General features: G+C 70.3%; 26 protein-coding genes. 14 read left to right on the forward strand and 12 right to left on the reverse strand.

Features of this window, described 5'->3' with window-relative positions; all coding sequences use genetic code 11:
- Window positions 1-353 precede the first annotated feature (353 nt).
- On the forward strand, window positions 354-1,040 hold the full coding sequence (locus ABIA32_RS07970; RefSeq protein WP_370093190.1) for a GNAT family N-acetyltransferase: 687 nt from the start codon (window positions 354-356) through the stop codon (window positions 1,038-1,040).
- Window positions 1,041-1,220: 180 nt separating this feature from the next.
- On the opposite strand, the gene ABIA32_RS07975 is transcribed toward ABIA32_RS07970, so the two are convergent.
- The 5 genes from ABIA32_RS07975 to ABIA32_RS07995 form a co-directional block, all read right to left on the reverse strand.
- Window positions 1,221-1,646 carry a hypothetical protein gene (locus ABIA32_RS07975; RefSeq protein ID WP_370093191.1) on the reverse strand — a complete coding sequence of 142 codons (426 nt, stop codon included), beginning with the start codon at window positions 1,644-1,646 and terminating at the stop codon, window positions 1,221-1,223.
- 81 nt (window positions 1,647-1,727) lie between these two features.
- A complete protein-coding gene (locus tag ABIA32_RS07980) occupies window positions 1,728-2,699 on the reverse strand; it encodes a hypothetical protein (protein WP_370093192.1) in 972 nt (323 codons plus the stop codon).
- Window positions 2,700-3,132: 433 nt separating this feature from the next.
- Complete coding sequence (gene ppdK, locus ABIA32_RS07985) at window positions 3,133-5,850, reverse strand: pyruvate, phosphate dikinase (RefSeq protein ID WP_370093193.1); 2,718 nt, start codon at window positions 5,848-5,850, stop codon at window positions 3,133-3,135.
- Window positions 5,851-6,373: 523 nt separating this feature from the next.
- Window positions 6,374-7,546: a tRNA dihydrouridine synthase DusB gene (dusB, locus tag ABIA32_RS07990; protein ID WP_370093194.1), complete on the reverse strand. Its 1,173-nt coding sequence runs from the start codon at window positions 7,544-7,546 to the stop codon at window positions 6,374-6,376.
- A 61-nt stretch (window positions 7,547-7,607) separates the two neighbouring features.
- On the reverse strand, window positions 7,608-8,501 hold the full coding sequence (locus ABIA32_RS07995) for a helix-turn-helix transcriptional regulator (RefSeq protein WP_370093195.1): 894 nt from the start codon (window positions 8,499-8,501) through the stop codon (window positions 7,608-7,610).
- A gap of 171 nt (window positions 8,502-8,672) precedes the next feature.
- Between ABIA32_RS07995 and ABIA32_RS08000 the strand changes: the two genes are divergently transcribed.
- From ABIA32_RS08000 to ABIA32_RS08030, 7 genes are all read left to right on the forward strand, one after another.
- Complete coding sequence (locus ABIA32_RS08000; protein WP_370093495.1) at window positions 8,673-10,112, forward strand: MFS transporter; 1,440 nt, start codon at window positions 8,673-8,675, stop codon at window positions 10,110-10,112.
- Between the two features lie 66 nt (window positions 10,113-10,178).
- Window positions 10,179-10,772 carry an NADAR family protein gene (locus tag ABIA32_RS08005; protein ID WP_370093196.1) on the forward strand — a complete coding sequence of 198 codons (594 nt, stop codon included), beginning with the start codon at window positions 10,179-10,181 and terminating at the stop codon, window positions 10,770-10,772.
- A 227-nt stretch (window positions 10,773-10,999) separates the two neighbouring features.
- Window positions 11,000-11,338, forward strand: coding sequence for a hypothetical protein (locus ABIA32_RS08010; RefSeq protein ID WP_370093197.1), 339 nt, complete (start codon window positions 11,000-11,002; stop codon window positions 11,336-11,338).
- Between the two features lie 447 nt (window positions 11,339-11,785).
- Window positions 11,786-12,091 carry a hypothetical protein gene (locus ABIA32_RS08015; RefSeq protein WP_370093198.1) on the forward strand — a complete coding sequence of 102 codons (306 nt, stop codon included), beginning with the start codon at window positions 11,786-11,788 and terminating at the stop codon, window positions 12,089-12,091.
- The gene (locus ABIA32_RS08020; RefSeq protein WP_370093199.1) at window positions 12,055-12,483 is read left to right on the forward strand and encodes a PIN domain-containing protein; all 429 of its coding nucleotides are present in this window, start codon (window positions 12,055-12,057) and stop codon (window positions 12,481-12,483) included. Before ABIA32_RS08015 ends, ABIA32_RS08020 begins: the two co-directional genes overlap by 37 nt.
- 113 nt (window positions 12,484-12,596) lie before the next feature.
- Window positions 12,597-12,890, forward strand: a complete 294-nt coding sequence (locus tag ABIA32_RS08025; RefSeq protein WP_370093201.1) for a type II toxin-antitoxin system Phd/YefM family antitoxin — start codon at window positions 12,597-12,599, stop codon at window positions 12,888-12,890.
- The gene (locus ABIA32_RS08030; RefSeq protein ID WP_370093203.1) at window positions 12,887-13,294 is read left to right on the forward strand and encodes a type II toxin-antitoxin system VapC family toxin; all 408 of its coding nucleotides are present in this window, start codon (window positions 12,887-12,889) and stop codon (window positions 13,292-13,294) included. Before ABIA32_RS08025 ends, ABIA32_RS08030 begins: the two co-directional genes overlap by 4 nt.
- On the opposite strand, the gene ABIA32_RS08035 is transcribed toward ABIA32_RS08030, so the two are convergent.
- Genes ABIA32_RS08035 through ABIA32_RS08045 form a run of 3 tightly spaced genes read right to left on the reverse strand, consistent with a single transcriptional unit; the run spans window position 13,285 to window position 16,000 of the window.
- Complete coding sequence (locus ABIA32_RS08035) at window positions 13,285-14,139, reverse strand: DUF4097 family beta strand repeat-containing protein (RefSeq protein ID WP_370093204.1); 855 nt, start codon at window positions 14,137-14,139, stop codon at window positions 13,285-13,287. The genes ABIA32_RS08030 and ABIA32_RS08035 overlap by 10 nt on opposite strands.
- Window positions 14,136-14,789, reverse strand: a complete 654-nt coding sequence (locus ABIA32_RS08040) for a response regulator transcription factor (RefSeq protein ID WP_370093205.1) — start codon at window positions 14,787-14,789, stop codon at window positions 14,136-14,138. Before ABIA32_RS08040 ends, ABIA32_RS08035 begins: the two co-directional genes overlap by 4 nt.
- Window positions 14,777-16,000, reverse strand: coding sequence for a histidine kinase (locus tag ABIA32_RS08045; protein WP_370093206.1), 1,224 nt, complete (start codon window positions 15,998-16,000; stop codon window positions 14,777-14,779). Before ABIA32_RS08045 ends, ABIA32_RS08040 begins: the two co-directional genes overlap by 13 nt.
- A gap of 161 nt (window positions 16,001-16,161) precedes the next feature.
- On the opposite strand from ABIA32_RS08045, the gene ABIA32_RS08050 reads away from it, so the two are divergent.
- Entirely contained in the window at window positions 16,162-16,578 is a 417-nt protein-coding gene (locus ABIA32_RS08050; RefSeq protein ID WP_370093207.1) for a hypothetical protein, read from the forward strand.
- A 268-nt stretch (window positions 16,579-16,846) separates the two neighbouring features.
- Here the strand turns inward: ABIA32_RS08050 and ABIA32_RS08055 are convergent, their stop codons facing one another.
- On the reverse strand, window positions 16,847-18,229 hold the full coding sequence (locus ABIA32_RS08055; protein ID WP_370093496.1) for a glycine--tRNA ligase: 1,383 nt from the start codon (window positions 18,227-18,229) through the stop codon (window positions 16,847-16,849).
- Window positions 18,230-18,428: 199 nt separating this feature from the next.
- Here ABIA32_RS08055 and ABIA32_RS08060 point away from each other — a divergent pair, with 199 nt between their 5' ends.
- Genes ABIA32_RS08060 through ABIA32_RS08075 form a run of 4 tightly spaced genes read left to right on the forward strand, consistent with a single transcriptional unit; the run spans window position 18,429 to window position 21,428 of the window.
- Window positions 18,429-19,352, forward strand: a complete 924-nt coding sequence (locus tag ABIA32_RS08060) for a metal ABC transporter substrate-binding protein (protein WP_370093208.1) — start codon at window positions 18,429-18,431, stop codon at window positions 19,350-19,352.
- 38 nt (window positions 19,353-19,390) lie between these two features.
- Window positions 19,391-20,101 carry a metal ABC transporter ATP-binding protein gene (locus ABIA32_RS08065; protein WP_370093497.1) on the forward strand — a complete coding sequence of 237 codons (711 nt, stop codon included), beginning with the start codon at window positions 19,391-19,393 and terminating at the stop codon, window positions 20,099-20,101.
- Entirely contained in the window at window positions 20,098-21,006 is a 909-nt protein-coding gene (locus tag ABIA32_RS08070; RefSeq protein WP_370093209.1) for a metal ABC transporter permease, read from the forward strand. Before ABIA32_RS08065 ends, ABIA32_RS08070 begins: the two co-directional genes overlap by 4 nt.
- Window positions 21,003-21,428, forward strand: a complete 426-nt coding sequence (locus tag ABIA32_RS08075) for a Fur family transcriptional regulator (protein WP_370093210.1) — start codon at window positions 21,003-21,005, stop codon at window positions 21,426-21,428. The genes ABIA32_RS08070 and ABIA32_RS08075 overlap by 4 nt, the downstream gene beginning before the upstream one ends.
- 2 nt (window positions 21,429-21,430) lie before the next feature.
- On the opposite strand, the gene ABIA32_RS08080 is transcribed toward ABIA32_RS08075, so the two are convergent.
- The 3 genes from ABIA32_RS08080 to ABIA32_RS08090 are packed head-to-tail and all read right to left on the reverse strand — an operon-like array spanning window position 21,431 to window position 23,835.
- Window positions 21,431-22,273 (reverse strand): isoprenyl transferase, encoded by an 843-nt coding sequence (locus tag ABIA32_RS08080; RefSeq protein ID WP_370093211.1) that lies wholly within the window; start codon window positions 22,271-22,273, stop codon window positions 21,431-21,433.
- Window positions 22,274-22,327: 54 nt separating this feature from the next.
- Entirely contained in the window at window positions 22,328-23,074 is a 747-nt protein-coding gene (recO, locus tag ABIA32_RS08085) for a DNA repair protein RecO (RefSeq protein WP_370093212.1), read from the reverse strand.
- A gap of 53 nt (window positions 23,075-23,127) precedes the next feature.
- Window positions 23,128-23,835 (reverse strand): TerB family tellurite resistance protein, encoded by a 708-nt coding sequence (locus ABIA32_RS08090; RefSeq protein ID WP_370093213.1) that lies wholly within the window; start codon window positions 23,833-23,835, stop codon window positions 23,128-23,130.
- 198 nt (window positions 23,836-24,033) lie between these two features.
- Between ABIA32_RS08090 and ABIA32_RS08095 the strand changes: the two genes are divergently transcribed.
- Window positions 24,034-25,280 (forward strand): IS3 family transposase gene (locus ABIA32_RS08095; protein WP_370093214.1). Its coding sequence is split into 2 segments (ribosomal slippage): window positions 24,034-24,376 and window positions 24,376-25,280, totalling 1,248 coding nucleotides; the frame shifts between segments, so codons are not numbered across the junction.
- The last annotated feature ends 115 nt before the right edge of the window (window positions 25,281-25,395 follow it).

Genomic DNA, 25,395 nt, shown 5'->3' on the forward strand with positions numbered 1-25,395 from the left:
CCCAACTCGGTGCGCGAATGCCCTCCGCGCGCCCCTCGGACACGCCGTGCACGTCGGATTCGCGCGGCTGGGGTGACTTAGACCCTCAGGCCGGGTATGGTCCTCTCGCTGCACTCCACTCTCGGCAACCCGCACGCTGCGTGGAGACGGCCCGCACGACCCTCGCTTCGCACCTTGCCTTCACTTGGCCGCCCGCTGTCCTTCGCGCTCTCGTTTCCTCCTCGGCCATCTTTCGGACACACACTGTCCCCTCGCTCCCCGCGCGCCCCACGGCGAACGCGATCCGTCGCCGTACCCAAAACGCGCCGGGGGGCAAGTCTCCCGACCCCACCCGCCGAAGGACCTAAGGCCAAGTGCCCGTACCCGTCTTCCTCTGCGGCCGCACTGTGCGGCTGGAGCCGCTCGCCGAGCGGCACATCGAGGCCCTGGCCGCGGCCGCGGCTGAGGACCGCAGCAGCTATGCCTTCACGCCGGTGCCCCATGGCGTCGAGGCGACGGAACGTTACGTCAACGAAGCGCTGACCGCCCAGGCGGCGGGCCGGGCGCTGCCCTTCGCCACGGTGAGAGCCACCGACGGTGTGGTGGTCGGCTCGACCCGGTTCCTGGAACTGGACTACTGGCAGGGCCCGGTCATCTGGCCGCCGGCCCCGCGCGGTCCGGTGGGCGACCCGCTGACGGCGATCCCCGACGCCACCGAGATCGGCGCCACCTGGCTCTCCTCACGGGCCCAGGGCACCGGGATCAACACCGAGGCCAAGCTCCTGATGCTGCGTCACGCGTTCGAGACATGGGGCGTCCGCCGCGTCTCCATGCGCGCCGACGCCCGCAACGTGCGCTCGCGCGCGGCGATCGAACGCCTCGGCGCCGTCCTGGAGGGCGTGCACCGCATGCACACCCGTGGCCTCGACGGCATGGTCCGCGGGACGGCCTTCTACAGCATCCTCGACGAGGAATGGCCCGAAGCGCGGACCTCCCTCGAACGCCGCGTCCTGACCGGCCCAACCCCGGTCCTGAGCACCCGCCCGCTCATCTCGGCGTAGCCGAGGTGCCGCCTCCGGCGCGTGGGCGCGACAGGTTAAGACGCAGGGCCGGTTGCACCTCCTCAGGGGCGCGGGGAACTGCGCGAGAAACCACCCTGTGCGGATGGCCCTGCGCGTTCGGCCAGACACCTGCGTGGGTGGCTTGTCGCGCAGTTCCTCGCGCCCCTGGGGGAGATGCAACTAGCCCTTGACGACGACGGTGACCTTCCAGGTCGCTCCGGAGGCGGTCCCGCTGGTCAGCACCGCCGTGCCGTCCGTCGCGCCGATGAACATCGCGGGGGTCACCCCGAGCGGCGCGGTCATCACGCCGGTACTCGTCGGGGCGAGGACGCCGTCGCCGGAGGCGTGGACCGGTTGCCACTGACCGCCCTTCGCCGCTGTCAGGAAGACGTCCACCCGCTCGCCGCGCGGCAGGCAGTACGCGCCGGTCTGCTGTTCCGTCAGCATCCCCGCCGAGTGCGGGAGCACCGCGTCCGGCAGCCTCGTGCAGGCCACCGCCTGCGGCGTGGGGACGGCCGTCGGCGGAGTCGACGCAGCCGCGTCGCACGCCGTCGTCGTGACGAGCAGCAGCAGCGCGGCCGGGCAGAGGCGCAGAACTCGGTTCACTGGATACTCCTCCGTGCAATGGCCGAAGGCCGAGCCCGACCCGGGGAGGGCGGCGGACTCGGCCTCAGGACTGTGTCAGCGTCAGTGCTGGTTCGTCGCGCTGGTGTAGGAGGTCACGCAACCACCCGCACCGCCGCTGAAGTTGTTGCTCCACAGCGACTGAACTGCGAAGTTCGCGCCGTTCAGGCTGATGATCGAGGACGCACCCTGGCCGCTGGCGATCCAGGCGCACTTGTCGCCGGTCTCGTATCCGGTCGAGTCCACCCAGCCGCTGCTGGGCGCCGGGTCGGTCAGCGTCTCGGCGTACTCGTGACCGCCGACGATGGTGACACCCTCGGTCGCGCCGTTGACACCGGTGCCGCCGGTGGCCACGAAGTTCGCGCCACAGCCGGAGCCCGCGTCCGAGACGTACGGCATGTTGGTGTACGGGAGGTCCGCGCCCGTCCCGGTCGTGGTGTGGTCGTGCCAGGCGCAGTACTGCGTCTTGAAGCCGGAGGGCGAGAGGCCCTGCGGGACGTCGACGATGATCTGGACGTTGTCGCCGGAGACCCCGAAGTGGGCGGCCGCGCGCACCGCCTCGGCGGCTATCTGCGAGGTGCCGATCCGCTTCGGCGCGGTGACGCCACTGTCGAGCCAGGTGCCGCCGACCGGGTTGGACGCCGGGTGCCCGACCGCCGTGCCGGCGCCGTTGCACTGGGTGGTGCCGACGGCCACGCCCTGGCAGTACTGGGTCTGCGAGTTGGACCAGGTGTCACCGTTGCCGTAGGCGTGCTGGAAGAAGCTCAGCTGCAGCGGGGCCTCACCGGCCGGGTCGTTGGTGACGGTCGAGCCGCTGCCCCACTGGCTGCCCCAGTAGACGACGTAGACGGTCGGGCTCGTGACGACGTTGCCACCCTTGTACGCAAGGTTGCCACTGCCGGTGGTGGCGGCCGCGGCGAAGTGGGGGTTCATGTGGTGCGGCGCGAGCTCGTTGGCGCCGGCAGGTGAGGCGGCGAGCATGGTGGCAGCGGCAAGCGCGGTGGCGCCGGCGGCGACGAGTGCGGAACGAAGCACGGGTAGTGCCCTTCTCGATGGGGAGCGGGAGGGCTGTGCAACGCCGCTGGCCAAGCGGCTGGATGGTGTCACCACGGTGAAGGGTTGCTCTGGTGTTCCGAGACGTTAGTGATCTGACACCCCGTGTTCAAGAGCACGTCCCCCGGCTCAGAGCGAACTCTGAGGCTCCGGAAACAAAGTGTCAGCGCGCCGCAATAAATGACTCGACATAACGACCCGCAGCACAAAGCCGGGGCGGGAACGGACGCCGTTGTCCGTTCCCGCCCCGGCGGGAGTCCGCTGCGGCTACTCTGCGCCGAGCTCCGCAGCAGACGTTCGGTGCGGGCAGCGCCCCCTCCGTCCTTGCATCAACTCATCCTTGGTCGGGGACGGTGACGATTCGGAGGGGGGTTACCTCGCGCTGGCACCCGATGAGGGACCGGGTGAGGGTATGTCAGCGCGAGTCGCTGCCCGCCGTCTCGATGGCGGCGCGGCCTGCCTCCAGGCGCGCCACCGGGATCCGGAAGGGAGAGCAGGACACGTAGTCCAGCCCGACCTCGTGGAAGAAGTGGACCGACTCCGGGTCGCCGCCGTGCTCGCCGCAGACGCCGAGCTTGAGGTCGGGGCGGGTTTTCCTGCCCTCCGTCACGGCGTGCTTGACCAGCGCGCCGACGCCGTCGCGGTCGATGGTCTCGAACGGGGAGACCCCGAAGATGCCCTTCTCCAGGTAGGCGGTGAAGAAGCTGGCCTCGACGTCGTCGCGGCTGAAGCCCCAGACCGTCTGGGTCAGGTCGTTGGTGCCAAAACTGAAGAACTCGGCGGCCTCGGCGATCTGACCGGCGGTCACCGCGGCACGCGGCAGCTCGATCATGGTGCCGAGCGAGATCTTCAGGTTGACCCCGGTCGCGGCCTGGACCTCGGCGAGGACCTGCTCCGCGTCGTCCCGCACTATCTCCAGCTCCTGGACCGTGCCCACGAGCGGGATCATGATCTCGGCACGCGGGTCGCCGCCGTTGAGCTTGCGCTCGGCCGCGGCCTCGGCGATCGCCCGGACCTGCATCGAGAAGAGGCCGGGGATGACCAGACCCAGGCGGACGCCGCGCAGACCCAGCATCGGGTTCTGCTCGTGCAGCCGGTGCACGGCCTGGAGCAGGCGCAGGTCGTTCTCGTTCGAGTCCTTGCGGGCCTCGGCGAGCGCGACGCGCACCGAGAGCTCGGTGATGTCGGGCAGGAACTCGTGCAGCGGCGGGTCCAGCAGGCGGACCGTGACCGGCAGGCCGTCCATGGCCGTGAAGAGCTCGACGAAGTCGTTCTTCTGCAGCGGCAGCAGGACGGAGAGCGCGGCCTCGCGGTCCGCGTCGTTGTCGGCCAGGATCAGCCGCTCGACCGACTTGCGGCGCTCCTCGCCGAGGAACATGTGCTCGGTGCGGCACAGGCCGATGCCCTGGGCGCCGTAGCGACGGGCGCGGTTGGCGTCCTCGGCGTTGTCGGCGTTGGCGCGGACCCGCAGGCGGCGGACCGAGTCGGCGTGCGACATGAGGCGGTGGACCGCCCGGACCAGGCCGCCCTCCTCGTCGGCGCCGGCGTGCAGGGTGCCCTCGAAGTACTCGACGACCGGGCTCGGTACGACCGGTACCTCACCGAGGTAGACCTTGCCGGTGGAGCCGTCGATGGAGATCAGGTCGCCCTCTTCGACGACCCGTCCGTCGGCGGTGGTGAACCGGCGCTTCTTGGTGTCGACCTCGAGCTCCTCGGCGCCGCAGACACAGGTCTTGCCCATGCCGCGGGCGACGACGGCGGCGTGCGAGGTCTTGCCGCCGCGCGAGGTGAGGATTCCGTTGGCGGCGATCATGCCGTCGAGGTCGTCCGGGTTGGTCTCGCGGCGGACCAGGATGACCTGCTCGCCGGAGCGGGACCACTTCACCGCGGTGTAGGAGTCGAAGACGGCCTTGCCGACAGCGGCGCCGGGCGAGGCCGCGATGCCCCAGCCGATCCGCTCGGACTTCGCGTCCTCGTCGAAGCGCGGGAACATCAGCTGCGCGAGCTGCGCGCCGTTGACCCGGTGCAGCGCCTCGTCCAGGTCGATCAGGCCCTGGTCGACCAGCTGGACGGCGATCCGGAACGCGGCGGCGGCGGTGCGCTTGCCGATGCGGGTCTGCAGCATCCAGAGCTTGCCGCGCTCGATGGTGAACTCGATGTCGCAGAGGTCGCGGTAGTGGTTCTCGAGCTTCTGCATGATGGCCATGAGCTCGTCGTACGACTTCTTGTCGAGCTGCTCCAGCTCGGCCAGCAGCACCGTGTTGCGGATGCCGGCGACGACGTCCTCGCCCTGGGCGTTCTGCAGGTAGTCGCCGTAGACGCCCTCGTGTCCCGAGGCCGGGTCACGGGTGAAGGCGACGCCGGTGCCGGAGTCCTCGCCGAGGTTGCCGAAGACCATGGTGCAGATGTTGACCGCGGTGGCCAGGTCGTGCGGGATGCGCTCCTGGCGGCGGTAGAGCTTGGCCCGGTCGCTGTTCCAGGAGTCGAAGACGGCGTCGACGGCGAGGTCCATCTGCTCACGCGGGTCCTGCGGGAAGTCGCGGCCCGTGTGGTCCTTGACGATCTTCTTGAAGGTCTTGACCAGGGCCTTGAGGTCCTTGGCGTCCAGGTCGAGGTCGTTCGCGGTGCCCTTGGCCCGCTTGACCTCGTCCAGGGCCTCCTCGAAGAGCTCGCCCTCGACGCCCAGCACGGTCTTGCCGAACATCTGCACAAGACGTCGGTAAGAGTCCCACGCGAAGCGTTCGTTGCCGCTCTGCTTGACCAGACCGGCCACCGAGGCGTCCGAGAGGCCGATGTTGAGGACCGTGTCCATCATGCCGGGCATGGAGAACTTGGCCCCGGAACGGACCGAGACGAGAAGCGGGTCGGCGGCGTCGCCGAGCTTCTTGCCCATGGCCGCCTCCAGCGCGACGAGGTGCGCACTCACCTCGTCCCGCAGCGCGTCCGGCTCGGCGCCGGTCTCGAGGTAGACCTTGCAGGCCTCGGTCGTGATGGTGAACCCCGGAGGGACGGGGAGCCCGAGATTGGTCATCTCGGCGAGGTTCGCGCCCTTGCCGCCGAGAAGATCCTTGAGGTCCTTGTTGCCCTCGGTGAAGTCGAAGACGAACTTTTCCAACTTGCCCTGAGTGGCCACGAGCCGGTCTCCTGCCGCACGGTTGCCCTGACGCCGGAGAACATACCCAGATCAAAGGCAGTTGGCTGCCCCCACTAGGCCGTCAGTGGCTGGTACCGACAGGTAACCAGCGAGATCGAAAGCCCGGAATCGGCCTTCGCCTGCGAAAGTAAAATCGTCGCCCTGACGCTAGCTCGCGTTCATAGGTTGAACGCGGGGAAACCAGAAGATCACAGAATGCTGGAGTCCGCCACACGGTCGGCGACGAACGTGTTGCCTTGGCTTGATGTAGTGGACACAACCGGGGCGCGAGACGTGAGGGAACGTTCGGGAAGCGTTTCACACCCCGCGCCACCTGCGGTTTTACGTCCATCTGACGCAAAGTGACCGCGAATGTGGCCGGAGTCACGCCTCGTTTGCAGGCCCGTCTCACCCCTCGTACGTACCGGGTCTCACCATCCGTCGCGCGGCGTCCACCCTCCGTTCCCAACGAGAGGCCACACTGCGCGCAGCAGGACAGCGCACGGGCGAACGCCGGTCGGTCTCAGCCGCCGGAGGTGTCCAGCTCGGCATCCGCCGACGGCACGGCGCAGTCGTACGGGTCGTCAAGCCAGCCCTCCGGCAGCACGACGCGGGCCGCGCCCGAAGTGCGGCCGCGCGGGCCGTCGGCACTGTCCGGCCAGTGCTGAGCGGCGTCGATGCGGGAGAGGTGGTCCTCCAGCTCCGCCAGGGAGGAGGTGGTCGCCAGCGCGTTGCGCAGCTCCGAGCCGACCGAGAAGCCCTTGGTGTACCAGGCCACGTGCTTGCGGAAGTCCACGACGCCGCGCTTCTCGTCGCCGATCCACTCCCCCAGCAGCTCCGCGTGGCGCACCATCGTCCGGGCCACGTAGCCGAAGTCGGGGCGCGCGTAGTCGATCTCTCCCTCGAAGACGCTGACCAGCTCCTTGAAGAGCCACGGCCGACCGAGGCAGCCGCGGCCGACCACCACGCCGTCGCAGCCCGTCTCGCGGACCATCCGCGCGGCGTCGTCCGCCGACCAGATGTCGCCGTTGCCGAGCACCGGCACGTGGGAGGGGACGGTCTCGCGCAGGCGGGCGATCGCGGACCAGTCGGCCTGGCCGCTGTAGTGCTGGATCGCGGTGCGCCCGTGCAGGGCGATCGCCGCCACGCCCTCCTCTGCGCCGATGCGCCCGGCGTCGAGGTAGGTGATGTGGTCGTCGTCGATGCCCATGCGCATCTTCATGGTCACCGGCAGGTCGCCCGCGTTGCGCACGGCCTGGCGGAGGATGTCACGGAGCAGGTTCCGCTTGTAGGGCAGGGCCGAGCCGCCGCCCTTGCGGGTGACCTTGGGGACCGGGCAGCCGAAGTTGAGGTCGATGTGGTCGGCCAGGCCCTCCTCGGCGATCATCTTCGCCGCGCGCCCGACCGTCTCCGGGTCGACGCCGTAGAGCTGGACGGATCGCGGCTGCTCGCTCGGGTCGAAGTGGATCAGCTGCATGGTCTTGGCGTTGCGCTCGACCAGGGCCCGGGTGGTGATCATCTCCGAGACGAACAGCCCCTTGCCACCGCTCTGCTCGCGGCAGAGCGTGCGGAAGGGCGCGTTCGTGATCCCCGCCATCGGCGCGAGCACGACCGGCGGCCAGACCTCCAGCGCGCCGAGGCGCAGCGGTGCGGCGGTGGCGGGCGCCACCGGGGCAGCGGTGTCCGTGGTGGTCATCCGGGCGGTCCTTCGCTAGGGCAGGCAGGTACGCAAGGCGCAAGGCAAGCAGGCAGAACCTCTAGTGTCCCATCGCCGCCAGTCGCGCCACGCGCTCCCTGGTCTCCGGGTCCGCCGGAACATAAGTGATCATGCGGTGGCCGGGACGGGGTCCGAGCCACAGGTTGGTGTACTCGAAGTTCAGCAGGCCGACCTCGGTGCTGAGGAAGCGCTTGTGCCCCTCCGAGGAGCCGGTCACGTCGTGGTGCTCCCACTGCTCGGCGAACTCGGGGGAAGCCAGCTGCAGGCGCTTGAGCAGCGATTTGTAGCCGGGCTCGGCCACGTGGTCGCCGAGCGCGACCCGGAACTTGGCCACCATGTGCCCGACGGCGACGTCCCAGTCCGGCAGCAGCGTGCGCCAGCCCGGCTCGGTGAAGGCCAGCCAGAGGAGGTTGCGCTCCTCCGGCTCGTAACGCTCCAGGCCCCCCACGATCCGGGAGTAGACGTCGTTGCTGGCGATGACGTCGAAGCGGCTGTTCAGCACCAGGGAGGGCATCGGCGCCAGTTGGTCGAGGATGGCGCGGACCACCGGGGTGACGACCGGACACACCTTCGGCCTGGCCGGGTCGCTCGCACCGGCCAGCACGAACAGATGCTGCCGCTCGACCTGGTCGAGCAGCAGGCCGCGCGCGATGGCGTCGAGCACCTGCGTGGAGACCTGGATGTCGCGGGCCTGCTCCAGCCACGTGTACCAGGTGACGCCAACAGCGGCGAGCTGCGCGACCTCCTCGCGACGCAGCCCGGGCGTCCGGCGTCGGCCGCCTGCGGGCAGGCCGACCTGCTCCGGCGCGATGCGCTCACGTCGGCTGCGCAGGAACGCGGCGAGCTCACGACGGCGCAGCTCGCCGGGCCGGCCGGAGGGGGGAGCCGAGTGGACGAGCTCCAGGGGTGGGGTGGACGCCGCAGCGGTGGTCATGTATCCCAGGATGCATCGGTTCTCATCCCGTTGCCAGGTACTCCTGGTACCAGGATAAGCAGACACTGGTACCAGGGTACTGGGCGGCGGACAGTAGTCCTCGTGAGCATCCACAGCACACCCCAGCAGACCGCCGGGACACCCACCCGGGCCAACGTCCTGCCCCGCGTCATCCGCGTCGGCGGCACCTCTCCTGCTACCCCCACGTCTCCTCCGTCGTCAGGGACCGCTCCTCGGCTGAGCACCCTGGGCCTGGTCACCGTCCTGCTCGGCGCCTTCCTGCCGATGCTGGACTTCTTCATCGTCAACGTCGCGCTGCCGACCATCGACCGCGACCTCTCCGCCGGACCGGCGACGCTGGAACTCTTCGTCGCGGGCTACGGCATCGCCTACGCGGTGCTGCTGGTCCTCGGCGGCAGGCTCGGCGACCTCTACGGCCGCAAGAAGCTCTTCATCGCGGGCGCGCTGCTCTTCGGACTCACCTCACTGGCCTGCGGACTCGCCCCCACCGCACTGGCCCTGGTCGTCGCGCGCGTCGCGCAGGGCGCCTCCGCCGCGCTGATGCTGCCGCAGGCGCTGGCCACCATCCAGGCCGCGACCGACGGCGAGCGCAAGGCCAAGGCCATGGGCATCTACGGCGCGGTCGGCGGCATCTCGGTCGTGATCGGTCAGGTGCTGGGCGGCGTGCTGCTCTCGGCGAACCTGTTCGGGACCGGCTGGCGCTTCATCTTCCTGGTCAACGTGCCGGTCGCGCTCGCGGCGGTGCTGCTGGCGAGCCGCTCCGTCCCGGAGACCCGTTCGGCCAACCCGGCGCGCGTCGACGTCCCCGGCACGGTGCTGCTGGCTTCGGCGCTGCTCGCGCTGCTGGTCCCGCTGATGGAGGGCCGCTCGCTCGGCTGGCCCGCGTGGACCTGGGCGCTGCTGGCCGCGTTCCCGTTCCTGCTGGCCGGCTTTATCGCGGTGGAGCGGCGCGGTGAGCGGACGGGCCAGGTGCCGCTGGTGCCGCTTTCCCTGGTGAAGCTGCGCGGGCTGCGGGTCGGCCTGACCATGGCCGTGCCGTTCTTCGCGGGCTTCGGCGGTTTCATGATGGTGATGGCCGTCGCGCTCCAGGTGGGCCTGCACGAGGGCCCGATCGCCTCGGGTCTGGCCATGGTGCCGATGGCGACCGGCTTCTTCGCCGCCTCGCTGGCTGGCCCTCGGCTGCTGAGCCGTTTCGGCTCGCGCGTCATCGTCACCGGTGCGGTGATCCAGGCACTCGGCCTGGGCGTGCTGACGCTGACGGTGCTGAACGACTGGTCCGGGCTGAGCCCGTGGACGCTGCTGCCCGGCATGGCGATCGCCGGTACCGGCCAGGGCCTGGTCATGCCGCCGCTGATCCGGCTGGTGCTGGGTCAGGTCCCGGTCGAGCGGGCGGGCGTGGGCGGCGGGATCCTGGCCACCACCCAGCAGTCCTCGCTGGCGCTCGGCGTCGCGACCCTGGGCACGCTCTTCCTCTCCCTCTCCCCCACCATGGGCATGCACCACGCGCTGGCGCTGGTCCTGGCCCTGCAGTTCGCGGCGACCTTCGTGGTCATCGCCCTGGCGACGCGGCTGCCGCGTTCGGTCGGGTGAGCGCGGTGACTCCCCCTGTGGATAACCCTTCGCTCGGTGTCACACCCTCGTGCAAGCATCCTTCCCATGAGCGCGCACGAGATCGACACCCACGGCCACCCTGCTGCGACCCGTAGCCGGGAGCAGCTCGCCGCACTGACGGCAGCCGGCGCGCGTCCCAAGTGGCTGATGTTCTGGGGGCATCAGCCACAGAAGGACGGCAGCGTCGGCTCCGGCGCGCTCAGCCAGTGGTGGCCCTGCCGCTTCGAGATCGAGGGCGTCGAGTACCGCAGCGCGGAGCACTGGATGATGGCCGCCAAGGCCCGGCTGTTCGATGACGAGGCGTCGGTCGCACCGATACTCGCGGCCCATACCCCGGCCGAGGCCAAGGCGCTCGGCCGCCTGGTGTCGGGCTTCGACGAGTCCCGCTGGGCGGCGGCGCGCTTCGAGCTCGTCGTCGAGGGCAACGTCGCCAAGTTCGGCCAGGACGCCGCGCTCCGCGCCTACCTCCTCGCCACCGCCAACCGCGTCCTGGTCGAGGCCAGCCCCCGCGACCGCATCTGGGGCATCGGCCTCGGCGCGACCAACCCCGCCTCCACCGACCCCTCCCGCTGGCGCGGGCTGAACCTGCTGGGCTTCGCGCTGATGGAGGCGCGGGATCGGCTGGCCGGTCAGCGGTAGCGGATAGAGATCGCCCCGCTGGTGGCCGTGGCGGTGAGGCCAGCGTCCCGATGGTGTCGTAGGTGCCGAGCCGGCTGTCGTCAGTTGCGCAGGCAGTGACGGGCGGTCCGTCCTAGCGTGGGACTCATGGACCACGAGCCGACCGCCCCAGCCGAGCTGTTCGAGGAACTCGCCCCACGGGAGGCCGTGCGGCAGATGTGACCGGGCAGACCGACCCTGGAGACGACATGGCACATGAGACTTTCGAGGTGCACCCGAGGAACGGGGCAGATCTCCACTCCCTTCGGGGCTGGCTTGAGCGGGATTCCTCACTGGCCGGCGCACAGCTGACGCAGCAGCCCGAGATCGAGGAACGCGGCGGTGGCGACGTCGCCATGTGGCTCAGTGTCGGCATTTCCGGCGCTCAGCTGGCTCAGGCGCTGATCACCAGCGTGTGGACGTGGACCCGCGCGCAGCCCGCACCCACCAGAGTTCGGATGCGGCGGGGCGACGCCGAGATCGACATCACGGCGAACCTGACCCCGGATGCGATCGAGCGGCTCGTGGAGCGCTTCCTGCAGAGCTGAGTCAGGCTGCCAGAACGTGTCTTCTCTCGCTGGCGGCCGGTAACAACGATCAATGCCAGCGCTCTGCGTGCCGATCAGCAGAACATCGAGGCCCCGCTGGACTTCCCCCTCAGCGGGGCCTCCGCCCTGACGGGTGGCAGAGTGCGGCGTCAGCGCCCTCAGCGAAGGCGTAGCCCGCCCAGCCTTCAGCCACTTCGTCTCCCTGCGGCAGAAGGCCCGGTCTGGGTTCTTGGCCGCTTGGAAGATCCGCGTGCGGATCTGAGGTGCCCCGCCTCTGGAGGCTGGCGCGGCCTCAACCTCCTCGGCTTCGCACTGATGGAAGCGCCGGTGCGGCTCTCGGCGGAGCGCCCCTCTCGCGGGTGCGCCACGAACTTCGCGACGAGGAGACCCGTTGACCGGCGCAGCCGACTTCCGCGATCTTGCTACCCAAGGTAGTAACATCAAGGCATGAGCCAGGACGCGCAGCCCGGCGAGCGAGCCGGCCAAGCCAAGAAGTACAGCGTCTCCATGCCCGAGGACATAGCGTCCGAGGTCCGTGAACTCGTGGGCAAGGGATCGTTCAGCGCCTACGTCACCTCGGCGGTCCAGCGGCAGCTCGAGCGGGACCGCCTCGCCGAACTCGTCCACGACCATGAGCAGCGGCTGGGGCCGATCGACGACGATCTCGTCGAGGCAGCCGCCTCCGAGACCGCCGAGGCCGAGCGGAGGTACGCCACGTGGCTCGCGGCACAGGAGCAGCGCCGAGCCGGCTGACCAACGGGACGCTGTTCCTGGATTCGCAGGGCTTGTCACTGCTATTCGACGACGATCTCCGCATGGCCGCACGCCTCAAGGACGCGGTGCAGCAGGACCTCCGTATCGCCACGAGCGTGGTCACGCTGGTCGAGGCGATGAACCCGAAGCGCGCGCAGCCGCGCTGGCAGTACGTCCTGTCCAGGATCAATGTGCTCGATGTGACCCGCCCGATCGCGGACCATGCGGCCGATCTGCTCCGTGCCGCCGGCCTTCACGGCCACAAGTACGCGATCGACGCGATCGTGGCGGCAACCGCCATGGCCCAGCCGGGGCCGACCCGACTGTGCACGAGCGACGTCGACGACGTGTCCCGGCTCTGCGACGGCAGCATTCTGCTGATCGCGGTCTGAGTCGTCCCGCGCCTCGAGCGCGGCCCGGGCACGGCCTGCGCTCACCGCTCATTCGAGTGAGAGCGACGCATGATTACTGCCGACGCCGCACGGTGCGGCCTATCGTGAGTCGTATGACCGCACGTCTGCCGATCCGCCAGCTGCAGCAGCACGCCAGCGAGCTCGTCGACCGCGCCGCCGCGGGCGAGCGCATCGAGATCACCCGCAACGGGCGGCTCGTCGCCGTGCTCACCCCACCGCCCCCGGAGCAGCGGGTCCTCGAGGACCTGGTCAGGGACGGCACGCTCGATCCCCGCAATGTCGAGCAGGCGCGTGGGCTCGGCGACTGGGAGCCGCTGCCTGGCCGGTCCCTCTCCCGTCCGCTCTCCGAGGTCCTCCAGGAGCTCCGCGACGAGGAGGACAGGTGATCTACCTGGACTCCTGTGCGTTGCTCAAGCTCCTGGTGACCGAGCCCGAAACGGATGCACTGCGCGCATTCCTGACCGCCCGGGCCACCGAGGGGCATGCGAGCAGCGCATTGGCCCAGACCGAGGTGGGCCGCGCGCTCGTCCGAGTCGACGCCGACCAGGAGCTGCTGGAGGGAGCGGACGAGCTGCTCCACCGAATCCTGCGGATCCGCGTCACCGACCCGATCCTCCGGGCCGCAGCCCGCCTGCCGATGACGCACCTACGCAGCCTCGACGCCATCCATCTGGCCAGCGCCGAGTTCCTGGAGCAGGCACTGACCGCCTTCGTCAGCTACGACAAGCGCCTGCTCACCGCAGCCGAGGAGCGTGGGCTGCCAGTGGAGTCGCCCGGCCGTCATCGGTAGTGAATGTCGATCGCGCCGCTGGTCGCGGTAGCAGTGATGGAGCCGGACGACGCGGATGTCGGCGCGGGGGTGGCGCCTGGGGCTGAGGGGGCGCTGGGGGGTGAGGTGACGGCGAGGCCCTGGTCGATGGCGGGGTCGCCGCCGGAGTAGGTGGAGGCGGTGATCCGGTACTGGCTGCCGCGCGGCAGGGAGAGGTTGATCGCGCCGGAGGTGACCTTCGCGGTGACCTGGGTCGGCGGTTTGGCGAAGTCCAGGGATACGGCGCCCGAGAAGGCCACGGCCGAGACCTGGGCCGACTGGAGGCTGTCGCCGGTGATCTCGCCGCTGGAGGCCTGCGCCCTCACCTCCCCGGAGAGGTTGTTCAGATGAATCGCCCCCGAGCTGGTCTCGACGTCGACCGAGCCGGACAGACCGGTGATCGTGGTCGAGCCCGAGTCGCTCTGCGACAGGACCGAGGCCGCGGCCGGCACCTGGATGTCGAGCTGTGCGCCGCACCCTCCGCCACCGAGGAACTTCTCCGGGGAGTCACAGCGCACCGCGATCTTCAGGGTCCCGCTGGCGGGGTCGAGCGTCTGGTCGACCACCGGCTTCGAGGTCACCCAACTCAGATTCTCCGTGACCGAGGCCGTTCCGTCCTGTCCGGCGACGACCCGGATCGAAGCGGACGGGGCGTCGACCTTCACGGTGCGGACATTGCTGTTCGCGTAAGGCGTGGTGTGGCTCGCGTGCTGCTCGACCAGCCAGGTCACCACGCTGGTCCCCGAGACCGCCACCGTGACCACCACGACCAGCGCCGCGAGCGCATACCAGAGGCCGCGGCGCGGCCGGACGAAGGCAGACGTCATGAGGACTCCTCCGACTCCAGGAACCGCAGCACCGCCATGACCCGCCGGTGCTCGCCGTCCGTCGGGGCGAGCTGGAGCTTCATGAAGATGTTGTTGATGTGCTTGGCCACCGCGCTCTCGCTGACCACCAGCCCCTGCGCGATCGCCGCGTTGGAGCGACCCTCCGCCATCAGCGCCAGCACCTCCCGCTCGCGCGGGGTCAGCAGATCCAGCGGGCCGCTCTGCCGGCGCAGCAGCAGCTGTGAGACGACCTCCGGGTCCAGCGCCGTGCCGCCCGCCGCCACCCGCTCCAGCGCGTCGAGGAAGTCGTCAACATTGCCGACCCGCTCCTTGAGCAGGTAGCCGACACCCCGGGTGTTGCCGGTCAGCAAGTCGGCGGCGTAGCGCTCCTCGACGTACTGGGACAGCAGCAGCACCGCCGTCTCCGGGTGCTGACGCCGGATCAGCAGCGCGGCCCGGACGCCCTCGTCCGTGAGCCCCGGCGGCATCCGCACGTCCGTGACCACCACGTCCGGCCGGTGCTCGTCCACGGCTGCCAGCAGTTGCTCCGCGTCGCCCACAGCTGCCACGACCGTGTAGCCCACAGCCTCCAGCACCTTGACCAGGCCTGCCCGCAGCAGGACCGAGTCCTCGGCGATTACAGCACGCACGGCAGCTCCACTCGAAGAGTCGTCGGGCCCCCGAGGGGGCTGGTGATCTGCAGGATCCCGTCCACCGAGGCGGCGCGCTGGCGCAGCCCGACGAGGCCGGTGCCCTTGGCCGGGTCAGCTCCGCCGACGCCGTCGTCGACCACTGTGATGATCAGACGGGAGACATTCTCGCGGACCACGATCTCCGCGCGGGACGCCTGGGCGTGCTTGGCGATATTGGCCAGCGCCTCGGAGACCACGAAGTAGGCCACCGCCTCCACGGCAGGCGCAGCCCGCCGCTCCAACGCGACATCGAGCTTCACCGGCAGCGGCGCCCGCGCCGCGATCCCGGACAGCGCCGCGTCCAGGCCCCGGTCCTCCAGCACCACCGGATGCAGGCCGCGGACCAGGTCGCGCAGCTCGGCGATGGCGGCCTGGGCCTCGTTGTGGGCCTCCTCGATGACCTCCATCGCGCGCGGCGCCTGCTCCTCGGCGGGCAGGTTCTTCAGCATCCGGCGGGCCAGGCCCAGGTTCATCGCCAGCGAGACCAACCGTTGCTGCGCACCGTCGTGCAGGTCGCGCTCGATCCGGCGGCGCTCCGCGTCCGCGGCGTCCACGACCTCGGCCCGGCTCTCCGCCAGGTCCTCGACCCGGCGCGCGAGTTCGCGCGTCCGGCTCGGTCCGAGCAGGCCGGCCGCGGCTCGCGTGTCCATCCACCGCCCCAGCCACGCCAGCCACGGCGCCGCCAGCAGCAGGACGACGCCGAGCGTCGTCGTCCACATCAGGCTGTGCGAGTTGGCGCGCACGTCGACGCTGTCCGGGAGCGCGAAGTACCAGGAGGGCAGGCTCGCCAGCACCACTCCGGCCGCCAGGACGAAGAGCACGCCGACGCCGTAGAGCGCCACGACCGCGTTGACCAGGACGTGGTAGGCGAACTGCCGCCAGGTCGCCTCCGCGGTCACGATCCGCCAGCGCGCTCGCGGGCTCGGGACCACCGGGATGTCCAGGCGCAACTGTGAGAGGAAACGGCTGCGCTGGACGCGAGTCAGCCACGGCAGCAGCACGAGTGTGGCCACCGGCACCAGGGCCAGCGTGACGCTGCTCGGCGCGCTGAAGAAGACGGTCGCCGGCAGCAGGGCCGGCGGCACGGCCGTGGCGAGGAAGGCGATGTCGCGCAGACCCTGACGCCCGTAAGGGGCCAGGACCCAGCGGATCACCCGAACGATTGGCATGCGCCCAGGCTAGAGGCTGATGATCACACCTGTCGCTGAACCCTGAGCCCCCCTAAGGGTGTACCTGGCACCACCCTCAAGACGGCGACGGACACCACCGATTTTCACAGAGAGATCGGCCAGTCTTGGCTGAAGCACGGACCCGACGCCAGGAGGACACCATGGGCGACACCGAACTCAGCACGCTCGACCTGGAGTTCCGGGGCCTCCCGCTGCTGGACTCCCCCTGGTCGGTCCGCTTCGCGCAGGGCACGCGGGGACGCCGGGCGCTGGAGGTCTACAACAACGGCCTGCTGCTGGACGTGATGGTGGAGACCGCGCTGGCCCCGCAGCTGCTCCGCGGCGCGCGGCGCGGCGCCCGCGACGGACGTCGCTCGGTGCTCGCCTGGGGCCACGTACCGCCTGGCGGCGAGCCCCCACGGGTCGTCCTCGGCCGGACGGGCACCGAGGCCGAGGCTATCGTCGCCGCCGGCGGCTTCTGGCTCGCCCTGGCGGAGGGCGACGCGGACCGCGTCATCGCGCGGAGCGCGGACGGAGTTGAGGAGCAGTTGCGGGTCCGGGCCGGCTGGTCGCGCTAGCGCGGAAGGGGCGCGAGGAACTGCGCGAGCAACCACCCTGTGCGGATGGCCCTGCTCGCTGAGCGACTCACCACTTGGGGTGGCTTGTCGCGCAGTTCCTCGCGCCCCTGATGGTGCAACTGACCCTGCTGCCGACCGGTCGCGCCCAAGCGGCGGAGCCGCAAATCAGCAGAGCCTCGCGCCCCTGATGGTGCAACTGACCCTGCAACCGACCCGCCGCATATCAGCAGAGCCTCGCGCCCCTAAAAGTGCGACTGAGCGTCTGCTACTAGCAGCCCAGCAGGCGCGGAGCCAGGAAGTTCTGGACCTGGTCCAGCGACACGCGCGTCTGCTCCATCGTGTCGCGCTCGCGGATCGTCACCGCGTTGTCGTCCAGGGTGTCGAAGTCCACCGTGATGCAGAACGGCGTGCCGATCTCGTCCTGGCGGCGGTAACGACGGCCGATCGCGCCGGCGTCGTCGAACTCGACGTTCCAGTTCTGGCGCAGGTCCGCGGCCAGACCGCGGGCCTTCGGGGAGAGGTCCGCGTTGCGCGACAGCGGCAGGACCGCGACCTTGACCGGAGCCAGGCGCGGGTCCAGGCGCATGACGACGCGCTTCTCCATCACGCCCTTCGCGTTCGGCGCCTCGTCCTCGCGGTAGGCGTCGATCATGAAGGCGAGCATGGCGCGGTTGACGCCCGCCGCCGGCTCGATGACGTAGGGGTACCAGCGCTCGCCGGACTCCTGGTCGAAGTACTTGAGGTCGACGCCGGAGGCCTCGCTGTGCGACATCAGGTCGTAGTCGGTGCGGTTGGCGATGCCCTCGAGCTCACCGAACTCGTTGCCGCCGAAGTTGAAGCGGTACTCGATGTCCACGGTGCGCTTGGCGTAGTGGGAGAGCTTCTCCTTCGCGTGCTCGTAGAAGCGGATGTTCTCCTCGCGGATGCCGAGGCCGGTGTACCAGTCCCAGCGCTCCTGGAGCCAGTACTCGTGCCACTTCTCGTCCTCGCCCGGCTTGACGAAGAACTCCATCTCCATCTGCTCGAACTCGCGGGTGCGGAAGATGAAGTTGCCCGGCGTGATCTCGTTGCGGAAGCTCTTACCGGTCTGGGCGATGCCGAACGGCGGCTTCTTGCGCGAGGTGGTCTGCACGGCGGCGAAGTTGATGAAGATGCCCTGGGCCGTCTCCGGACGGAGGTAGGCCAGGCCGGAAGCGTCCTCGGTCACGCCCAGGTGGGTCTTGAGCATGCCGGAGAACTGCTTGGGCTCGGTGAACTGGCCCTTGGTGCCGCAGTTCGGGCAGTTGACGTCGGCCAGCCCGTTGGCGGGCAGTCGGCCGTGCTTGGCCTCGTACGCCTCCTCCAGGTGGTCGGCGCGGTAGCGCTTGTGGCAGGAGGTGCACTCGGTCAGCGGGTCGTTGAAGGTGGCGACGTGTCCGGAGGCCTCCCAGACCTCGCGGGCCAGGATCACCGAGGAGTCCAGACCCACCACGTCCTCGCGCCCGGTGACCATCGCCCGCCACCACTGGCGCTTGATGTTCTCCTTCAGCTCGACGCCCAGCGGCCCGTAGTCCCAGGCGGCGCGCTGGCCGCCGTAGATCTCACTGCACGGGTACACGAAGCCACGGCGCTTGCTCAGGCTGACGATGGTGTCGATCTTGTCGGCGGCCACAGTGCTCTCTTCAGGTACGACGAAGGCGGTCAAGGATGGATTTCCATGCACGCGGATATCACAGGCTACCGGGCTGCGCCGGTCAGGTTTCAAATCGATTGTCCCTCGGACCATCATTTGACAATCATTTTCATCTTAAGTGAACATGGTTTTCATGAACACGCGCTCCGTTCCGCCTCGCCGCTCCCGTCGTCTCCGCATGACCATCGCCCTGGCGGCCACCGTCGCGGTCGCCGCCACCGCCGTCGTCAGCGGCTTCGGCATGGTCGGCAGCAGCGCGGAGGAACGGGACGCGAACGGCAGGCTCGACGTGGTCGCGTCGTTCTATCCGCTGGAGTACCTGGCGAAGACGATCGGCGGCAGCCACGTCCAGGTCACCGACCTCACCGCGCCCGGCGTCGAGCCGCACGACCTGGAGCTCAGCCCCAAGCAGGTGGCCGCCGTGGGCGAGGCCGACCTGGTGCTCCAGCTCAAGGGCTTCCAGCCGGCCGTCGACGCGGCCGTGAAGCAGGCCGCCCCGGCCCACGTCACCGACGCCGCGGCCCTCTCGCCCCTCGTCGAGCACAGCGGAACAGGCGAGGACGGCCACGACCACGGCGGCGCCGACGCGCCCGACCCGCACATCTGGCTCGACCCGAGCCGCTACGCCGCCGTCGCCGAAGGCGTCGGCGCGCGGCTCGCCACCGCCGACCCGGCCCACGCCGCCGCGTACCGGGCCAACACGGAGGCCCTCACCGCCAAGCTGAAGGCCCTCGACGCCGACTTCCGCACCGGCCTGAAGAACTGCGCCGGCAAGGACTTCCTCACCAGCCACGCCGCCTTCGGCTACCTCGCCGACGCCTACGGCCTGCACCAGATCTCCGTGAGCGGCATCGACCCCGAGGCCGAGCCCAGCGCCGCGCGCCTCGCCGAGGTCAAGCGGGAGGCCAGGGAACACGGCGTCAGCACCGTCTTCACCGAGACCCTGGCCAGCCCCAAGCTGGCCGAGACCCTGGCCAAGGAGCTGGGCCTGAAGACCGCCGTGCTCGACCCCCTCGAAGGCGTCGGCAACGGCCACGACTACTTCTCCGTCATGCACGCCAACCTGCGCGCCTTGCAGGACGCTCTGGGGTGCACGGCATGACCACCCCGACCGCGCTGACCGTCCCGACCGCGCTGACCATGCGCGCCGTCCACGTCGTGCGCGGCGGCCGGCCGGTGCTGCGCGGGCTGGACCTCACCGTCCGGCCCGGCGAGATCGTCGCGCTGCTCGGCGGCAACGGCTCCGGCAAGTCCACCGCCGTCCAGGCCGCCGTCGGCGCGCTGCCGCTCGCGGCCGGACGCGTCGAACTCTTCGGCACCCCGCTCCCCCGCTTCCGCGCCTGGAAGCGCCTCGGCTACGTGCCACAGCGCAGCACCGCCGCGAGCGGTGTCCCTGCGACCGTCCGCGAGGTGGCCGCTGCCGGGCGGCTGGCGCACCACCGGCTGCTCCCCTTCCGCCGCGTCGACGCGGACGCCGTGGACGCGGCCCTGGACGCCGTCGGCCTGCTGGACCGCGCCGACGACGGCGTCGAGTCGCTCTCCGGCGGCCAGCAGCAGCGCGTGCTGATCGCCCGCGCGCTCGCCGGACGGCCGGACCTGCTGGTGATGGACGAGCCGCTGGCCGCCGTCGACACCGCGCAACAGCAGGTGCTCGCCGACGCCGTCGCGGCCGAGGCCTTCCGCGGCACGGCCGTTCTGCTCGTGCTGCACGAACTCGGCCCGATGCGGGGCCTGATCGACCGCCGCGTCGTCCTCGACGCCGGACGCGAGCTGAAACCCGACACCGGCTGCTGCCCCGGCCCGGTCGGCTCCCCCGCCGACCTCACCGCGACGATCGGCCTCCTCGCATGAACGGCCTGCTCTCCCACGAGTTCATGCGCAACGCGCTGCTCGCCGCGATCCTGGTCGGCGTCGCCGCGCCCGCGGTCGGGATCTACCTGGTCCAGCGGCGACAGGCGATCATGGGCGACGGCATCGGGCACGTCGCGCTGACCGGTGTCGCGCTCGGCTTCCTCTTCCAGACCAGCCCCGTCTGGACCGCCGTCGTCGTCTCCGCGCTCGGCGCGGTGGCGATGGAGCTGATCCGCGCCCACGGCCACGCCCGCGGGGATCTGGCCCTGGCCATGCTCTTCTACGGCGGCATGGCCGGCGGCGCGCTGATCATCAGTCTCGCCCCCGGGGCCTCGATGGCCAGCCTCAACACCTACCTGTGGGGCTCGATCCTCACCGTCTCCCGCGCGGACCTGCTGGTCATGGCCGTGCTCGCGGCACTGGTCTGCGCGATCTGCTTCGGGCTGCGGCGGCAGCTCTTCGCGGTCTGCCAGGACGAGGCCTTCGCCAGGGTCACCGGTCTCCCGGTCCGCCTGCTCAACCTGCTGCTCGCGGTCACCGCCGCCGTGACCGTCACCGTGGCGATGCGGGTCGTCGGACTGCTGCTGGTCAGCGCGTTGATGGTGGTGCCGGTCGCGGCGGCGCAGCGGGTCGGCCGGGCGTTCGCGCTGACGCAGGGGCTGGCCGTCGTCATCGGCGTGCTGGTCTGCCTGGGCGGAACGGTCGGTTCCTACTACGTGGACGTGCCCTCCGGGCCGGCGATCGTCGTGCTGGCGATGGCGGCCTTCGCGTCGCTCGCGGTGGCCGGATCCGTGCTCGCCAAGCTCCGCTCGCCCAGACTCTCCCGCAGTTCGGCATCCGATCGGCCTCGAACTGGCACAATGGCGGCTGAAGTATCCGTTCGAGAGCCGCAGGAGAGCCGGTGACCCCCGCGAACCAGTCGTCCCCCGCCAGGTCGACCCGTCAGCGCACCGCCGTCGCCTCGCTGCTCGCGGAGGTCGACGACTTCCGCAGCGCGCAGGAGCTGCACGACCTCCTCAAGCACCGGGGCGACTCGGTCGGCCTGACCACGGTCTACCGCACCCTGCAGTCGCTCGCCGACGCGGGCGAGATCGACGTGCTGCGCACCGACGACGGCGAGGCCGTCTACCGCCGCTGCAGCAGCGGTCACCATCACCACCTGGTCTGCCGCTCCTGCGGCCGGACCGTCGAGGTCGAGGGGCCGGCCGTGGAGCGCTGGGCCGAGGGCGTCGCCAGCGAGCACGGCTTCGTCGACATCGCGCACACCTTGGAGATCTTCGGCACCTGCGCCGAGTGCGCGGCCGCCCAGGCCGCCGCGCAGTCCTGACCTCAGCTCTCCCCGGACTGCGCCGGAACCGTCGCCTCGTTGGGCAGCGCCCCGCCGTAGCGGCGGTCGCGCATCGCGAACTCCTCACAGGCCCGCCACAGGTCACGGCGGTCGAAGTCCGGCCAGAGCACGTGCTGGAACACCATCTCGGCGTACGCGGACTGCCAGAGCAGGAAGTTGGACGTGCGCTGCTCGCCGCTCGGGCGGATGAACAGGTCCACGTCCGGCATGTCACGGTGGTACATGTACTTCGCGAAGGTCTTCTCGTTGACCTTGCCCGGGTCGAGCCGCCCCTCCGCCACGTCCTTGGCCAGCGCCGCCGCCGCGTCGGCGATCTCGGCGCGGCCTCCGTAGTTGACGCACATGTAGAGGGTCATCGCGTCGTTGTCGCGGGTCATCTCCTCGGCGACCTGGAGCTCCTGCACGACGGACTTCCACAGCTTGGGCATGCGGCCGGCCCAGCGGATCCGGATGCCCATGTCGTTCATCTCGTCGCGGCGCCGGTGGATGACGTCGCGGTTGAAGTTCATCAGGAAGCGGACCTCGTCGGGCGAACGCTTCCAGTTCTCGGTGGAGAAGGCGTAGAGCGAGAGGTTCTTCACGCCCAGCTCGATGCAGCCCTTGAGCACGTCGAGGACGACGGCCTCGCCGACCTTGTGCCCCTCCGTGCGCGGCAGCCCGCGCTCCTTGGCCCAGCGACCGTTGCCGTCCATGACGATGGCGACGTGTTCGGGGACCAGCTCACCCGGGATCTTGGGCGGCTGCGCGCCGCTCGGGTGCGGGGTGGGCGGGAGGTACTCCCGGGTTCGCCTGCTGCCGAAGAGTCCGCGCCGTGCCGTAGCCATGTGCCTCTGCTTCTTCTCTCGATCAGTGGGCTGCTTCTCCAGTGTGCGGCGTCTCTAGTGAGCGACGTACTTGAGAGAACGCAGGCCCCGCTCCAGGTGCCACTGGACGTAGGCGGCGACGAGGCCGCTTCCCTCCCGGCGGTGCCGGGGCTCGCAGGCGTCCGCGGTCTCCCAGTCGCCGGACAGCAGCGCGCCCAGCAGCGCCAGTGTCTCAGGGGAGGGTACGACACTCCCCGGCACCCGGCAGTCGCTGCACAGGGATCCACCGGTCTGCACCGAGAAGAACCGATTCGGCCCGGGAAGACCGCATTTGGCACAGGCCTCGAAGGAGGGCGCGTAGCCGTTGACCGCGAGCGAGCGCAGCAGGAACGCGTCCAGAACCAGATGCGGCTCGTGCTCGGCACCCGCTAGGGTCCGCAGCGCGCCGATGAGCAGCAGGTACTGCTGGACGGCGGGCTCGCCCTCGTTCTCGGTGAAGCGCTCGGCCGTCTCCAGCATGGCCGTCGCGGCGGTGTAGCGGTCGTAGTCGTTGGCTATCCGGCTGCCGTACGGGGCGATCGTCTCGACCTGCGTGAAGAGTGCCAGATGCCGCCCGACCAGCTCGTCCCCCCGGCAGAAGAACTGCACGTCGACATGGCTGCACGGCTCCAGCCGCGCGCCGAACTTCGACTTGGTCTTGCGCACCCCGCGCGCCACCGCGCGGACCCGGCCGTGCTCCCGGGTCAGGATGGTGATGATCCGGTCCGCCTCCCCCAGCTTCTGGGTGCGCAGCACCACCCCGTCATCGCGGATCAGACTCATGCGCCCATTCTCACCCCTCGCGACCGTGCAAGGGACCTGAGCCCGTCGGCTGCTCAGGAACGGGGCGTCCGCGCCGCCGCCGCCAGCGTGGCGTCCGTCTCCTCGCGGCCCAGCCCGAGGCACTGGCCGACGACCCGCAGCACGGACCGCTCCGCGGGCCGGTAAGGTCCGTCGGCGAGGGCGATCAGGGCGCCCTGCGTCAGCAGCCTGGTCAGTCCGGGGCCGAGCAGGTGCGGCGCGAGCGGTTCGATCGCGGTGTGCAGTTCGACGAGGAGGGCTGCACCGCAACCGCAGATGTCGATGCCGACGTCCGCGCCATCCGCGCCGTCGGCGCTGTCCGGGTCGCCGTCGTCCGAACCGGCCACGGCGAGCTCCGCGAGCAGCTTGGGCGCGTCCAGGTCGGTGTACCCGGCCCCGCGCAGCGCGGTGACCGCGGCGTCCCGCACGCCGGGAGCGGCGTCCTGCCCCCCGCTGGCCGCGAGAACAGCGAGGGCGATGGCGTGGTGGGCGTTGCGCAGCATGGCCAGCAGCAGGCTGGAGGTGGGGTGCGCGAGCGCGTCCATCCCGTAGCGGGCCCGGCAGGAGGTGCACTGCAGGGTGGCCGCGGTGCGACGCAGAGGCAGCAGCGGGATCCCGGCGACGCGAAGCCAGTTGCGCCCGCGCTGTCTGCGGTAGTTCCGGTCGCCGCCGCAGGCGAGGCAGTAGAACTCCCCAAGCAGCTCGGTGTGCCACCGGGCTGAGACAGCGACCACGTGCGTCACGGCGCGCTCCCGACTGCGTCGACCGGAGCGGCCCCGTCGCTGCTGCCGGCTGACCAATGATGCTGCCACGCAGATGACGTGATGTCAGCACCCCCGGCAAGCGCGGATGCCTTTGGGCAGGCGGGGGGGCCTTCGCCCTGATCGGTGGACACGCTGATACTGGATCTGCTTGATCCGGAGGAAGCGAGAACACCGCCGATGGCGATGAAGGACTACTCGGACGAGTTCAAGGCCGACGCCGTGGCCTTGTACGAGTCCACGCCCGGGGCGACCTACAAGGACATCGCCGCTGACCTGGGCATCAACAGGGCGACGCTGCGCGAGTGGGTGCTGCGGGACCGCGACCGCCGCGGCATCGCGCCCGCTGACGCCCGGCAGGGCGGGACGGCACCGGCTCGGGCAGGACAGTCGCCTGCGTCCGCCGATCCCGACGAGCGGATCCGCCAGTTGGAGGCGCGGGTGGCCGAGCTTGAGGCGAGCGAGCGGAAGCTGGCCACCGAGCGAGACATCCTGCGGAAGGCAGCCAAGTATTTCGCCGGCGAGACGAACTGGTGAGCTGCTTCCAGTTCGTCCACGACCACCGGGACGCCTACGAGGTGAAGCGGCTGTGCCAGGTCCTGGACGTCAACCGTTCCAGCTACTACAAGTGGCTGGCCGGGGCCGACGCCAGAGAAGCTCGTCGACGCCAGGACCGGGTCCTGGCCGAAGAGATCCGCCGGATCCACGCCGGTTCCGGCGGCGCCTACGGCTCTCCGAGGGTGACCGCAGAACTGCGGGACACGGGTGAGCGGGTCAACCACAAGCGGGTCGCCCGGGTCATGCGGACGCACTCCATCGTGGGCATCCGTCTGCGAAGAAGGGTCCGCACCACCGTTCCGGACCCGGCGGCAACGACCGTCGCGGACTTGTTCCAGCGGGACTTCAGCGCCCCGGAACCGGGACACAAGTACATGGGCGACATCACGTATCTGCCGCTGGCGGGCGGGGAGTTCCTCTACCTGGCGACGGTGTTGGACTGCTTCAGCCGTAAGGTCGTGGGCTGGTCCATCGCCGACCACATGCGCACCGACCTGGTCGCCGACGCACTGCGCATGGCGGCCGCGACGCGCGGTGGCCTGGATGGGGCGGTGTTCCACAGCGACCACGGGGCGCAATACGGGTCCCGGGCTTTCGCCGAGCTGTGCTCGGATCTGGGCGTCACCCAGTCGATGGGCGCCGTCGGCAGCAGCGCGGACAACGCGGCCTGCGAGAGCTTCCACGCCTCCCTGAAACGCGAGACGCTCCAGGGCGCCGGCAACTTCGGCGACCCCGTCGGTTGCAGGAGGACCGTCTTCGCCTGGCTGACCCGCTACAACACCCGCCGCCGACACTCCGCCAACGGACACCTCAGCCCCAACGACTACGAACACCGACACCACACGGCTAAGCTCACGCTCGCCGCGTGACAACCAACCGCGTGTCCACCTTCACGGGCGAAGGCCCGGGCAGGTGCACTACCTCAGGGGCGCGGGGCTCTGCTCGATGAACCGCGTGCGCGACAACCCACCCTGTGTGGTGGCT

The sequence above is a fragment of the Streptacidiphilus sp. MAP12-20 genome (genome assembly GCF_041262525.1).
Taxonomy (GTDB): Bacteria; Actinomycetota; Actinomycetes; order Streptomycetales; family Streptomycetaceae; genus Streptacidiphilus.

What these genes read in the sequence shown, in the direction of transcription:
- ABIA32_RS08015 (WP_370093198.1), top strand. Translation starts at nt 11,786, where the DNA reads ATGAGCCAGGACGCGCAGCCCGGCGAGCGAGCCGGCCAAGCCAAGAAG.
- dusB (WP_370093194.1), bottom strand. Translation starts at nt 7,546, where the DNA reads ATGACCACCACGGACACCGCTGCCCCGGTGGCGCCCGCCACCGCCGCA.
- ABIA32_RS08060 (WP_370093208.1), top strand. Translation starts at nt 18,429, where the DNA reads ATGACCATCGCCCTGGCGGCCACCGTCGCGGTCGCCGCCACCGCCGTC.
- ABIA32_RS07995 (WP_370093195.1), bottom strand. Translation starts at nt 8,501, where the DNA reads ATGACCACCGCTGCGGCGTCCACCCCACCCCTGGAGCTCGTCCACTCG.
- recO (WP_370093212.1), bottom strand. Translation starts at nt 23,074, where the DNA reads ATGAGTCTGATCCGCGATGACGGGGTGGTGCTGCGCACCCAGAAGCTG.
- ABIA32_RS08050 (WP_370093207.1), top strand. Translation starts at nt 16,162, where the DNA reads ATGGGCGACACCGAACTCAGCACGCTCGACCTGGAGTTCCGGGGCCTC.
- ABIA32_RS08005 (WP_370093196.1), top strand. Translation starts at nt 10,179, where the DNA reads ATGAGCGCGCACGAGATCGACACCCACGGCCACCCTGCTGCGACCCGT.
- ABIA32_RS08045 (WP_370093206.1), bottom strand. Translation starts at nt 16,000, where the DNA reads ATGCCAATCGTTCGGGTGATCCGCTGGGTCCTGGCCCCTTACGGGCGT.
- ABIA32_RS08070 (WP_370093209.1), top strand. Translation starts at nt 20,098, where the DNA reads ATGAACGGCCTGCTCTCCCACGAGTTCATGCGCAACGCGCTGCTCGCC.
- ABIA32_RS08080 (WP_370093211.1), bottom strand. Translation starts at nt 22,273, where the DNA reads ATGGCTACGGCACGGCGCGGACTCTTCGGCAGCAGGCGAACCCGGGAG.
- ABIA32_RS08035 (WP_370093204.1), bottom strand. Translation starts at nt 14,139, where the DNA reads ATGACGTCTGCCTTCGTCCGGCCGCGCCGCGGCCTCTGGTATGCGCTC.
- ABIA32_RS08010 (WP_370093197.1), top strand. Translation starts at nt 11,000, where the DNA reads ATGGCACATGAGACTTTCGAGGTGCACCCGAGGAACGGGGCAGATCTC.
- ABIA32_RS08065 (WP_370093497.1), top strand. Translation starts at nt 19,391, where the DNA reads ATGCGCGCCGTCCACGTCGTGCGCGGCGGCCGGCCGGTGCTGCGCGGG.
- ABIA32_RS08025 (WP_370093201.1), top strand. Translation starts at nt 12,597, where the DNA reads ATGACCGCACGTCTGCCGATCCGCCAGCTGCAGCAGCACGCCAGCGAG.